Here is a 12,419-nt window from a genome sequence, read left to right on the forward strand (position 1 = left end):
CGTTCACTTCACCGTCTCGTACCGACCCAGGAAGCGGGCACGTCCCTCCTCCACCCGGTACAGAAAGAGCGCGGGTCCCGAAAGGATCTGCAGCGTCGTCCTGTTGAACGACAGCTCCTTGCTCACGCCCCGGTAGGTGAGCGTGCGCAGCCTGCGGGTCATGCCGCCCCGCTCGACCCCGTCCGGGCCGAGCAGCCGCAGCCCCTCTGCGGCCAGGCCGAGCGCGTCGTAGGCCTCGGCGGCGTAGGCGCCCACCTCGGCGACGCCGTAGCGCTTGCGGTAGGCCGCCGCGAAGGCCTTCGCCGTCGTCAGAGCCGACGGATCCACATAGGCGGCGGCGAACACCCAACCCTCGGCGTCCTTGGCCGCCTCCGCCAGGAAGGCCGGCCCCAGCACCGGCTCCAGGGCCGCGCACGGCCCGACGAAACCCGCCTCACGCACCGCGCGGGCGCACAGGGCGGCCCGGTGGGCGGAGGCTCCGGTGTAGACGAGGGCCTCGGCGCCGGCGGCGCGGGCCGCGTCCACGGCCGGGCGGAAGTCCTCGCTGTCGGCGGCGACGGCATGGAGGGTGGTGGTGCCGTTGGAGGGTGGGAACTCGCTCACCGACCTGGCCTTCCTCCAGCCGCTCTCTCCGGCGGCCCGGTCGTCGACGACGGCGGTCCGGTGGACGGGTTCGACGTGGGTGAGGTACCACAGCACCGGTGCCGTCAGGGTGCTGTCGCTGGGCCTGAGCTGGTAGATCGCCTCGGCTGCGCTGTCGGACAGCTCCTCGTCCCCGACGGACACGATCAGCGCGGGCTGCAGGGCCTTCTCGTACGTCTCCTTGGCGGCCACGGCGGTCGCGTCGGTCGTGGGGCCGATCACCGCGTACACCGCGTCGTCGGCCACGAAGGCGGCGGCGGTCCGCACCGCCCGGTCCGGCTTCCCGCCGTCGTCCCTGACCCGCAGCACGAGGTCGAAGTCCCGGTCCGTACGGGCGTTGTGGTGCTCCACGGCGAGCCGCGCGCCCCGCTCCTGGGCCTGCCCGAGGCTCTTCTGCCCGCCGCTCAGATCGGCGTGCAGCCCGATCGTGTACCGGGGGAGCGGGACCCCCGCCCGGCCGGTGGGCCCACCGGCTCTGCCGCGGGACACCCACGCGGCCACGCCGCCGCCCGCGCCGAGCACCCCCAGGGCCGCCCCGAGGATCACGAGGCGCCTCCGTGCGGGCCGGGTGTCCACCTGGGTGTCGTCCGGGTCGGGCGGGTGCCGAGCCGGCAACTCCAGTACCCGCGCGGCCCGTTCGGCGATCAGCCCCGGGAGGGGAACGGGCAGCCAACCCTCCTCGGCCGTACCGCCGGGGTCGAGGGCCTCGTGCACCTCCCGCGCCGACGGCCGGGCGCCGGGTTCCTTCGCGAGGCAGGCGGTCAGCAGCGGCAGCAGCGGGTCCGGTACGCCGGCGAGGTCGGGGGTGTCGTGGACCGTGCGGTAGATGACGGCGGCCGGGGTGCCGGTGCCGAAGGGGCGGCGGCCGGTGGCGGCGAAGGCAAGGACACAGGCCAGCGAGAAGACGTCGCTCGGCGGGCCGACCCGCTCCCGACCGCCCGCCTGGGCCTGCTCGGGCGAGAGATAGCCCGGGGAGCCGATCACCACATCGCTCGCGGTGAGCGCGGTCGCGTCCGCCGAGCGGGCGATGCCGAAGTCGATGAGGCGCGGTCCGTCGAGGGCCAGCAGGACGTTGCCGGGCTTGACGTCCCGGTGGGTCAGTCCGGCCGCGTGCACCTCCGCCAGCGCCTCGGCCAGCCGGGCGCCGAGCACCCGTACGCTCTCCGGCGGCAGCGGCCCGTACCGGGCGACCGCGTCGATGAGCGGCGGCCCGGGGACGTACGCGGTGGCCAGCCAGGGCTCGCGGGCCTCCGGGTCGGCGGTGGTCACCGGGACCAGCCAGCGTCCGCGGGGCCGCCCCGCGACCTCCCCCCGGCCTTCGGCCGCGGGGACCCCCGTCTCGCTTCGGTCGCCGAGTCGGGCCACCGCCTCCACCTCGCGCCGGAAACGCACCCGGAAGGCGGGGTCGGCGGCGTACTCGGCGCGGATCACCTTGAGCGCGACCAGTGCCCCGCCCGGCGTCCGGGCCAGGTACACCACGCCCATGCCGCCCGCGCCGAGCCGGCCCAGCAGCCGGTGGCCGCCGATGACGGGCGGGTCCCCGGGGCGCAGGGCGGCGACGGGCACGGTGCGGCAGCCCTAGGACGACGCGGAGGGTACGGAGGCCGGGCCCAGGAAACGGAACCTGCCGCCGTCGACCCGGTAGCCGAAGACCGCGCCGCTCGCGGGGGTGACGAAGGACCCGGTGTCGGGGGTGAAGGCGAAGGCCTTCGTCACGCCCTGATAGGCGGTCGCGCGCAGCGACTTGATCAGCTCGGCGCGCGTGGGCCGCTTCCCGGCCTTGCGCAGGCCGTCCGCGATCAGGTTGACGACGTCGTAGGCCTCCGCCGCGAAGTAGGCGGGGGCGCTGCCGAACCGTTTGCGATGGGCTGCGGTGAAGTCGGCGGCCGCGGGCAGTTCGGTGGGGTCGACACAGGTGGCGGTGATCAGCCAGCCGTCCCCGGCCTCGTCCGAAGCCTGGAGGAACTCCGTGGTCAGCGCGGCGCCCGGGGTGTATACCGGCCCGTCGAAGCCGGCCGCGGTCAGGGCGCGGGCGAAGGCGGCCGCGCCCGGCGCGTACCCGCCGTAGACGAAGGCGTCGGAGCCCGCCGCGAGCATGTCGGTGACGATGGGCCGGAAGGCGTCGGTACCGGCCGGGACGACCCGCGGGTAGGGCGTGAGGCCCGCGTTGCGCACCACCGCGTTGACCGAGCCGACGCTCTCCCAGGCGTAGTCGCCCGCGCTGCGGTCCAGGAGCAGACCGGGCCGCCGGGAGGGGCCGCCGGCCGCCGGGCCGGCCGCGTACTGAGCGCCCAGTGCCGTCCCGCCGACGGTCAGGAGCATGGTGATGGACGCGGTGGCCTCGAGGTTGTTGGGGCGGGCGTGCAGGAAGGAGCGGTTCTCCACGGTGCTCAGGATGCTCGCCCCGGCGGACACGGAGATCAGCGGGAGCAGCGCCTCGTCGTACACGGCGAGGACCGCGCGGGCGGGGGTGTCGGACGTCGGGCCGAGGACGGCGAGCACGTCCTTGTCCTCGACGAACGCACGCGCGACGGCGCCCGCCCGGTTCGCGTCGCCCCGGTCGTCGGCCGTCTTCAGGGTGAGCGTGAAGGGCTTGTCCTTACGGGCGTTGAACTGCTCGACGGCGAGCCGCGCCCCGCGCTCCTGCGCCTGGCCGAGGGCCTTCGCCGGGCCGCTGAGATCCGCCTGGAGCCCGACGATCCACTCCCGGGACCCGCCCGTTCCCGCGCCGGACGCCTTCCCGTCACCGTCACCGTCGTCGCGGAGTGCCGCCCAGACCGCCGCCGCACCGCCGCCCGCCACAAGTACGGCGCCCGCCCCCGCGACGAGGAACCGCCGCCGGCTCGGCGGGGCCTCGGCTGTGGCGGGCGGCTCGGCGACGGTCGGTTCGATGTCCGGCAGGGCGAGCATCGCGGCCGATCTCTCGGCGATGATCCGTACGACGTCCTGCGGCAGCCAGCCCGCCGGTTCGCCCGGGGTGTCCTCCATGATCAGCCCGTGCAGCCCGGCCGCCGAGGGACGCTCGGCCGGGTCCTTGGCCAGGCACGGCCGCAGCAGGACCAGCAGTTGTTCGTCGACGCCTTCGAGGTCGGGATCGTCGTGCACCGTGCGGTAGAGCAGGGCGTCGACCGCACCCGTGCCGAAGGGCGGGCGGCCGGTCGCCGCGTAGGCCAGCAGACAGCCCAGCGAGAAGACGTCGCCGGCCGGGCCGAGCGCGTCGGCGCGGGCTTCGGCCTGCTCGGGCGCGAGGAAGCCGGGGGTGCCGACGATCATGTCGGCGGAGGTGATCGCCGTGTCGTCGGCGGCCCGCGCGATCCCGAAGTCGATGAGCCGCGGCCCGTCCACGGCGAGCAGCACGTTGCCGGGCTTGACGTCCCGGTGCACCAGACCGGCCGCGTGCACCTCCGCCAGGGCCCCGGCGAGCATCTTGGCCAGGACGCGCGCACTGCGCACGGGCAGCGGCCCGCACTCGGCGACGGCCTCGGCGAGCGAGGGCCCGGGGACGAAGGCGGTGGCGAGCCAGGGCTCGGCGGCCTCCGGGTCGGCGCCCACCACGGGCACCGCCCAGGGACTGCTGACCCGTCGCGCGGCCTCGACCTCACGCCGGAATCGGGCCCGGAACTCGGGGTCGTCGGCGTATTCGGCCTTGATCACCTTTACGGCGGCCGGCGCGCCGTCGTCCGTGCGGCCGAGGTAGACCACGCCCATGCCGCCGGCGCCGAGCCGGCCGAGCAGCCGGTACCCGGCGAGGCGGGAGGGGTCGGAGGGCAGCAGGGGGCCGGTCACTCGGCCACCTCCAGCTCGGTCTCCAGGCGGACCAGCATGGAACTCTGCGTCTCGGCCAGGGCCGAACTCAGCTCCTCGCCGGAGTGGCCCTGGGAGACCCGGCCGGTGGCAGCGACGGTGACCTGCCCGATGCGGGCCTGGGTCCATATGTAGGAGTAGGGACCGCCCAGGGCGTCGCTCTGATAGTCGCCGGTCTCGTAGAGCGCGTCCTCGGCGTATTCGTTGCCGTTCGTGCCGAACGGGATGCCGACGGAGTTGAGGCCGGAGACCTTCTCCCCCGCGCGCAGCGTCTGCTCCGGGCAGCGCAGCGCCTCTTCGAGGGTCGATGCCTGTTCCCAGTCGGCGCCGTCCACGTCCCTGTGGACGGTGACGGTCGCGGCGACCCTGATCGGGCCCTTGCCGTCGGCGGCGGGGAGTTCGCTGTAGCGGGTGATGCTGGCGAGCACGTCGTCGGGCACGGGCTCACGCTGCCAGACGCAGCGGCTGTCGAGGACCGGCCAGGTGCCCGGATCGCTGTCCGGGGACGCGATGACGAAGCCGACTCCCCACAGCTCCGGACCCGCGGCGACCTTCTCGGCCAGGCGCACGGCGTCCGCGCGGGTCTTCGGGGCGCGGTCGGGGTCAAGGGTGATGTCGAGCGCGGTGGGCGCGGCGCTGGGGGTGGCCGAGGCTCCGTCGGCCGAGTCGCCCTGGGCGTCCTCCCCCTGCGCGACCGTTCCGGTGGTCGTCTCCGCCGGCTTCGCGGTGGACTTCCCGTCGCCGGATCCACCGCCGTCGCCGGAACATCCGGTGATCAGCAGTAAGCCACTCGCCGAAAGGGCGCATAAGCCCCGTAAAAGCCCTCTGTCCACTGCTCCCGCCCCCCGGCGCTCCGCACCGTGTCAGCCCTCTCCCAGGCCTCACTCACGCACGACAAAGAGTAAGACCGTTGGCCTGCGCCTGTCCGGGTTACCGCACGGTTCGGGCGGGCCCCTCGAACTCACTCATGCTCGATGCACCACAGGCAGTTTGGCAGGTGCAGAGCAAATCAAGCAGCCTTGTGCGACCGGTGCGACCGACGCGGCCGGCGCCTGCACACCGGCAATCTCAGGAGGAACGGATGGGACCGAGGACGCTCAGACGAGGTCTGGCCTCAGCAAGCGTCTTGATCATGCTCGGCTTGGGGACGACGGCGGTCGACGCCGCAGAGGTCGACGCCTCGGCCGCGGTCGCCGTGTGCGGTCACACCGCCGAACAGCCGCTGCTCCAGCGAGGGTCCACCGGCCAGGCCACGCTCGAAGCACAGTGCGAGCTCAACCTGGCGACCAAGGCCGGCAGTCACACGCCGATCGCGGCGGACGGGTCCTTCGGACCTGCCACCGAGGAACGGGTCAGGACGTTTCAGCACTGTGCGGGACTCGCCGCCGACGGCGAGATCGGCCCCCTGACCTGGGCCGCGCTCACCTCGTGGTCCGCACATCCGCAGCCGTGCTCACCCGCGGGAGCGGCAGGCGTCCCACCGGCTTCCGTGTGCGGGCACTCGACCGCCCGTCCGGTGCTGCGCCAGGGCGCGAAGGGCGTCGACGTCAAGGAGTTGCAGTGCCGTCTCAACCTGGCGATGGAGCCGGGTCACCACCCGCCGCTCGCGATCGACGGCGACTTCGGAGGCGGCACCGCGAACCGGGTCGTCGAGTTCCAGCTCTGCGCCGGCCTCGGCGCGGACGCCGTCGCCGGGCCCAACACCTGGACCGGACTCACCGACTGGTCCAGCCGCAACGCGTACTGCACGCCACCACGCCCGACCGGTTACCCGATCGACGGTCTGGATACCGCCAAGTACCAGCATCCGGACGGCGCGCCCATCGACTGGGACGCGATACGGGCCTCCGGCGTCGAGTTCGCGACCGTGAAGGCCACCCGCGGCACCAATGTGACCGATGAGTACCTCGCCACGGACCTGGAAGGCGCCAGAGCCGCGGGGCTCGCGGTCGCGCCCTATCACTTCTACACCGCCACCTCCCCCGACACCGGAGCCGCGCAGGCCGAGCGGTTCATCGCCGCCGTACGCGCGGTCGGCTACACGGGACAGCGTCCCGGGGACCTGCCGCCGATCTTCGACCTGGAACGGATGGACGACGGCAGCGGCCGTTGCCCCACCTACGGCTCGGTGACCGACGCCATGGCCTGGCTCGACACGGTGGAGGCGGCGTTCGGCCGGAAACCCGTCATCTACACGCAGAAGTCGTTCCTCGACGACTGCCTGGGCTCGACGACCGCATTCGCCGGGTATCCGCTGCAGCTCGCGGACTACCGCCGGTCGATCACCGAGCCCCCGCTGCCGACCGGCTCCAGCACCTGGCTGATGTGGCAGTACACCGCCTCCGCGCTCTTCGACGGCATCAGTGCCCCGGCCACCGCGGACGTCTTCAACGGCACCCAGGACGACCTGGACCGCCTGGCCAACCGCTGAGACAGCCGTCTCGGCGCGGCACACGCGGCCGCCCGAGGTGCGCGGCGGCCCGACCGGATGGAAGCTGACGATCATGGGGCGCAAGGGTGTGCGGCACGGTGCGGAGCACGACGTGGAGAATCTTCTCGACGAGCTCCACACCACGCCGCCGTCCGACTTCGTCTCCCGGAGAGGGCAGCTGGCCGCGGCGGCCAAGGCGGACGGACGCCCCGAGGACGCCCGTCGGATCCGTGCCGCCCGCCGCCCCACGCTCGCGGCCTGGGCGGCGAACCTGCTGCTGCGCTCGCGGCCGCAGGAGAGCCGACGGTTCCTGGAGCTGGGGCAGGCACTGCGCGAGGCCTACCGGACCCTGGACGCCGACGGGATCAAGGAGCTGTCCGGGCAGCGCCGGAGCGTCGTCTCGGCGCTGTCCCGGCAGGCTTGTGAGCTGGCGCTCGAGGCCGGACACCGGCTGTCGGACGCGGCTCGTCAGGACGTCGAGTCCACTCTGCGCGCCGTGCTCGCCGATGAGGACGCGGCAGACCGGTGGGCCGCCGGACGTCTGGAGAGCGCCCTCACCCCGCCGGCGGACTTTCCGGCGGTCGCCGCCTCGGCCGCCGGCGGACCGCACAAGCCCACCGATGTCGTACCGCCGCCCTCGTCCCGGTCGCGGGCGAAGGACGAGCTCGCCGAGCGGCGCCGGCAGCGGCAGGAGCAGCTCGGCGCGGCGCGCCGGGCGGCCCGGGCCGCCGATCGAGGCCTCCGTGATCTGCGCGCCGAGCAGGCGGACGCCGACGAGGTGCTGCAGCAGGCGCACGACCGGCACGAGCGGGCCGGACGGCAGCTGTCCGCCGCCGAGGAACAGCTCCGGCAGGCACGCGAGGAGCTCGAGCGAGCCGGCCGGGAGGAGAGGGAAGCCGGGGAACGGCGTCGGGCGGCCGCTGCCGCCGTGGCCCGCGCCGAACGGGCCGCGCAGGACGCCGCGCGGGAGGTGGAACGCCTGGCCGGGCCCGCCGGGTAGAGCGAGGTCCGCTCCCGAGGCCGCTCCCGAGGTCCGATCCCGCCTGGTCGGGGGCGTCCGGTGGTGCGACGCTGGAGGCAGGAGGCGTCCGACAACGGACGTGCCGGGAGGACCGATGGGACGCGATGTCCCGGCGCTGGTCTTCACCCGCGAGGACCGCCGCCGGTACCGGATCAAGATGCAGGAGTGTCTCGAGGTGTTCGCGCAGATGCTGCGCGAGTCACGGTTCGAGTCCGAGCGGCCCCAGGTGGGCCTGGAGATCGAACTGAACCTGGTCGACGACCGGGCCGAGCCGGCGATGCGCAACAGCGAGGTCCTGGAGGCGATCGCGGACCCCGCCTGGTCCACCGAGCTGGGCCGCTTCAACCTGGAGATCAACGTCCCGCCCCGCCGGCTGACCGAGGGCGGCCCCGATGCCTGGGAGTCCGAGATCCGCGCCGCGCTCAATCACGCGGAGGAGCGTGCCAGGTCGGTCGGCACGCATCTGATCATGATCGGCATCCTGCCCACCCTGCGGCAGACGGACGTGGGCGAGTCGGCGCTGTCCGAGAACGCCCGCTACCGGCTGCTCAACGACCAGGTCTTCGCGGCGCGGGGCGAGGATCTGCACATCGAGCTGGACGGCGTGGACCGGCTGCGGACCTACGCGGACACGATCACCCCCGAGGCCGCGTGCACCAGCACCCAGTTCCATCTCCAGGTCTCCCCCGACGAGTTCGCCGCCTACTGGAACGCGGCGCAGGCGATCGCCGGCGTCCAGGTGGCGCTGGCGGCCAACTCGCCGTTCCTGTTCGGCAAGGAGCTCTGGCACGAGACCCGTGTCCCACTGTTCGAGCAGGCCACGGACACCCGCCCCCAGGAGATCAAGGCGCAGGGGGTACGGCCCCGGGTGTGGTTCGGGGAGCGGTGGATCACCAGTGTCTTCGACCTCTTCGAGGAGAACCTGCGCTACTTCCCCGCTCTGCTGCCCCTGTGCGACGAACAGGATCCGCGCGAGACGCTGGCGGGCGGAGACGTCCCCGAGCTGCCCGAGCTGACCCTGCACAACGGAACCATCTACCGCTGGAACCGCCCGGTCTACGCCGTCGCCGACGACCGGCCGCACGTGAGGGTGGAGAACCGCTGTCTGCCCGCCGGCCCGACCGTCGCCGACACCCTCGCCAACGGCGCCTTCTACTACGGGCTCACCCGCGCCCTGGTGGAGGAGGAGCGGCCGGTGTGGTCACGGATGTCGTTCCGGGCCGCCGAGGACAATCTGCACACGGCGGCCCGGCACGGCATCGAGGCCCGGCTGTACTGGCCGGGGATGGGCGAGGCGCCGGTGCCCGAGCTCGTGCTGCGACGGCTGCTGCCGCTGGCGCACCTGGGGCTCGAGCGCTCCGGAATGGACGCGGCCTGGCGGGAGCCGCTGCTCGGCATCATCGAGCAGCGGTGTGTCACCGGCCGCAACGGGGCCGTCTGGCAGAAGGAGACGTTCCACCGCATCACCGCCTCCGCCCGGGTCGACCGCCACGAGGCCCTGCGGCGGATGACCCAGCAGTACATCGACTACATGCACCTCAACGCTCCCGCCCACACCTGGCCGGTGGACTGACTGGCCAGAGGGGGTGCGAGCGCCGACACGAGACCCACTGTGCGACAGCACTCCCCGGACCGTGCAGGATAGAGCTATGACGATCAAGGTTTACTTCGACATCACCATCAACGACGCACCCGCCGGGCGCATCCACTTCAACCTGTTCGACGACGTCGTGCCCAAGACGGCGGAGAACTTCCGCGCGCTCGCCACCGGCGAGAAGGGCTACGGCTACGCCGGCTCCTCCTTCCACCGGGTCATCCCCGACTTCATGCTCCAGGGCGGTGACTTCACCCGCGGCAACGGAACCGGCGGCAAGAGCATCTACGGCGAGAAGTTCGCCGACGAGAACTTCAAGCTCAAGCACGACCGTCCGGGCCTGCTGTCCATGGCCAACGCGGGCCCGAACACCAACGGCTCGCAGTTCTTCGTCACCACGGTCGTGACGGGCTGGCTCGACGGCAAGCACGTGGTGTTCGGCGAGGTCGCCGACGAGGACAGCATGGCCCTCGTCAAGAAGATCGAGTCGCTCGGCTCCGGCAGCGGCTCGACCTCGGCGAAGATCACCATCTCCGCGTCCGGCCAGCTCTGACAGCGGCCTCGCACCGCCCGCCCGGCCGGGGACAGCACCCCGGCCGGCCGCGGGCGGTACCCGTGCGCTCCGGGCTCGCACGGCCCGCGTTCAGCTGCGGGACGGTTGCAGAGTCGCCGGGGTAGGGCCGTCGGGGCGGACGGTGATGCCGTACGTCGTGCCGGTGGGGGTGGCGGAGAAGACCGGGGTGTGGGCCGGCAGCAGGTGTTCGAGCAGGACGGTCGATTCGCGGAGCGCGAACTGCAGGCCGATGCAGGCGCGGGGACCGATGCCGAAGGGGTAGTAGGCGCCCGGGTGGGTGGGACGGCCGTCGGGGGCGGTGAAGCGCCGGGGGTCGAAGCGCTCCGGGGCGGGCCACAGCTCGGGGTCGCGGTGCGTGAGGTACGGGCTGACGAGAAGATCGGTGCCCGCCTCGACGGCGTAGCCGGCGAGGGTGTCGTCCTCGGTGGCGTGGCGGGGCAGGATCCAGGCGGACGGGTAGAGCCGGAGCGTCTCGTGGACCAGGGCCTGGAGGGCCTGGCGGCGCCCCGCCGAGCCTTCGCCGCCGGCGGCGAGCGCCTGTTCCCGGGCGGCGGGGTGCCGGTCGAGGAGCAGGTAGAGCCAGGTCAGCGTGGTGGCGGTGGTCTCGTGTCCGGCCACGAGCAGCGTGACCAGCTCGTCGCGGATCAGCCGGTCGGTGTACTCGGGGTGCTCGGCGGCGGCGTCGGTCAGGACGTGCAGCAGACCCGGACCGTCGGGTCCCGCCGCCCCGCTGCGGGCGGCCTCGATGGCGTGCCGGGCGACCGTGTCGATCCGGGCGAGATCGGCGGCTACGGCGCCCCGGGCGTCGGTGGCGTCGGCGGGCAGGGTCGGGAGGGCGGTCGCGACGGCGGCCACGGCGGCCAGTTCGCGCTCGGTCTCGTCGTCGACGGGGTGCCCGGTGAGGGAGCGCCAGATGGCGTCCACAGCGAAGCGGCGCATCTCCCGCCCGACGTCGAGGCTCTGCCCGGTGCGGGCGTACCCCTCCCAGCGCGCTGCGGTGGTCCGGGCGGCCCCGGTGATCCGCTGTTCGTAGCGGCGCATCCCGACGCCGGTGAACTGGGACTGCAGCAGACGGCGTTGACGCTTCCACGCGGCACCGGTGGCGGCGAGGACGCCGTCGCCGATCAGCAGACGGGCCCGGTGGGAGCGCTTGACGTACCGGTCCGGGTGCCGGGCGAGCACGTGCTGGACCGCCTGTGGGTCGGTGACGAGCACGGTGGGGGCGGCGGCCGGCCCGAGGCGGACGGCGGCGACCCCGCCGAGCCGCTCGCGCACCTTGGACAGCAGTTCGACCAGTTCGCCTCCCCCCGCACGCCACCCGGCCACGAGTGCGGGGTCGGCTTCGGGGAGGGGCCGCCCCGTTCCGGAGGCGGGCGCGAGGGAGCCGGGTCCGGCTTCGGTGTCCATGTTTCTTCTCCTGGTCAACCCGTGTGCCCGGCCGTGGCGGGGCACTGACCCCACGGACTGTACGGGAGCGGGCACACGCAGTGACAGCCCGCCGAGGGCGGGCTGTCGGTCGGCTCTCGCCCGGTCCGGTCACCGCGTCCAGTAGAGGATGTCGCGGAAGCGGGCCTCGACGCGGCCGGAACCATGGTTGTAGACGCCGTTCTTGAAGTACCGGGTGGCGGGGCCCCGGTCGGCGACCGTCAGGACGAGCGAGTCGTCGAAGTAGACCTTGATCGTCCCGGTGCCGCTGGTCGCCTGGTGGGCGATCTTCACGTTGAACCAGGTGTCGTACGCGTCGGTCTTGAGCACCGTGCCGTCGTAGCGCCGCACGGTGCCGCCGTCGGTGTCGTAGACGTTGAGCATGATGTCGGTGGCCGGGGTGCCCGCGGGATGGACGCCGCGCAGGATCTGCACGAACGACGCGCCGTCGCTGCCGGACGGCAGATAGACGTCGGCGTCCCACATGCGGTCGCCCGTCTTGTAGTCGTTCTTCCAGCGCATCTCGGTGCGCGGGTCCGTGGTGCTGCCCTCCTCGAACGGCTCGTCGGTGGCGTACACCCACATGCGGTGGACGCCGCCGCTGTAGCTGTGCCGGTCGGCGAGGTCGAGGTTCCAGGGCTTCTGCCAGCTGTAGGTGAACGCGGTCTGCGTCCAGCCGTCGGTCGGGTCGGCGGCGGGCGCGGCGCCGGCGGACGGGGTCGCCGCCGCCGTCATGACGCCGCCGGCCAGCAGACCGCCGCCTGCTCGTAAGAGGGTTCTCCGGTTCATCTCGCATCCTTTCCCAGGTATGGACCATGTCAGGAACACGCCAGCAGACAACTCCAATACATCGGAGGAGTCAAGGACTTGAACCCTTGACATGTCCGTGAACCCTCCCTACGGTCCCGGCATACACCCGATGTATCCG

General features: G+C 73.1%; 9 protein-coding genes. 4 read left to right on the top strand and 5 right to left on the bottom strand.

Going from position 1 to position 12,419, the window contains the following annotated elements:
- Positions 1 to 3 precede the first annotated feature (3 nt).
- The 3 genes from ABZ725_RS25335 to ABZ725_RS25345 are packed head-to-tail and all read right to left on the bottom strand — an operon-like array spanning position 4 to position 5,279.
- The gene (locus tag ABZ725_RS25335; RefSeq protein WP_358804856.1) at positions 4 to 2,208 is read right to left on the bottom strand and encodes a bifunctional serine/threonine-protein kinase/ABC transporter substrate-binding protein; all 2,205 of its coding nucleotides are present in this window, start codon (positions 2,206 to 2,208) and stop codon (positions 4 to 6) included.
- A gap of 12 nt (positions 2,209 to 2,220) precedes the next feature.
- Positions 2,221 to 4,428 carry a bifunctional serine/threonine-protein kinase/ABC transporter substrate-binding protein gene (locus tag ABZ725_RS25340; protein WP_358804857.1) on the bottom strand — a complete coding sequence of 736 codons (2,208 nt, stop codon included), beginning with the start codon at positions 4,426 to 4,428 and terminating at the stop codon, positions 2,221 to 2,223.
- A complete protein-coding gene (locus ABZ725_RS25345) occupies positions 4,425 to 5,279 on the bottom strand; it encodes a hypothetical protein (protein WP_358804858.1) in 855 nt (284 codons plus the stop codon). Before ABZ725_RS25345 ends, ABZ725_RS25340 begins: the two co-directional genes overlap by 4 nt.
- A 299-nt stretch (positions 5,280 to 5,578) precedes the next feature.
- Between ABZ725_RS25345 and ABZ725_RS25350 the strand changes: the two genes are divergently transcribed.
- The 4 genes from ABZ725_RS25350 (at position 5,579) to ABZ725_RS25365 (ending at position 10,045) form a co-directional block, all read left to right on the top strand.
- Complete coding sequence (locus ABZ725_RS25350) at positions 5,579 to 6,877, top strand: GH25 family lysozyme (protein ID WP_358804859.1); 1,299 nt, start codon at positions 5,579 to 5,581, stop codon at positions 6,875 to 6,877.
- 73 nt (positions 6,878 to 6,950) lie between these two features.
- Entirely contained in the window at positions 6,951 to 7,877 is a 927-nt protein-coding gene (locus ABZ725_RS25355; protein WP_358804860.1) for a hypothetical protein, read from the top strand.
- 115 nt (positions 7,878 to 7,992) lie between these two features.
- The gene (locus ABZ725_RS25360; protein ID WP_358804861.1) at positions 7,993 to 9,471 is read left to right on the top strand and encodes a glutamate-cysteine ligase family protein; all 1,479 of its coding nucleotides are present in this window, start codon (positions 7,993 to 7,995) and stop codon (positions 9,469 to 9,471) included.
- 76 nt (positions 9,472 to 9,547) lie between these two features.
- Positions 9,548 to 10,045: a peptidylprolyl isomerase gene (locus ABZ725_RS25365; protein WP_358804862.1), complete on the top strand. Its 498-nt coding sequence runs from the start codon at positions 9,548 to 9,550 to the stop codon at positions 10,043 to 10,045.
- Positions 10,046 to 10,135: 90 nt separating this feature from the next.
- Here the strand turns inward: ABZ725_RS25365 and ABZ725_RS25370 are convergent, their stop codons facing one another.
- Both ABZ725_RS25370 and ABZ725_RS25375 read right to left on the bottom strand, forming a co-directional pair.
- The gene (locus ABZ725_RS25370; RefSeq protein ID WP_358804863.1) at positions 10,136 to 11,473 is read right to left on the bottom strand and encodes a cytochrome P450; all 1,338 of its coding nucleotides are present in this window, start codon (positions 11,471 to 11,473) and stop codon (positions 10,136 to 10,138) included.
- A 129-nt stretch (positions 11,474 to 11,602) separates the two neighbouring features.
- Positions 11,603 to 12,280 (bottom strand): polysaccharide lyase family 7 protein, encoded by a 678-nt coding sequence (locus tag ABZ725_RS25375; protein WP_358804864.1) that lies wholly within the window; start codon positions 12,278 to 12,280, stop codon positions 11,603 to 11,605.
- Positions 12,281 to 12,419 lie beyond the last annotated feature (139 nt).

This window comes from Streptomyces sp. NPDC006872 (genome assembly GCF_040635845.1).
In the GTDB taxonomy this organism is placed as follows: domain Bacteria; phylum Actinomycetota; class Actinomycetes; order Streptomycetales; family Streptomycetaceae; genus Streptomyces.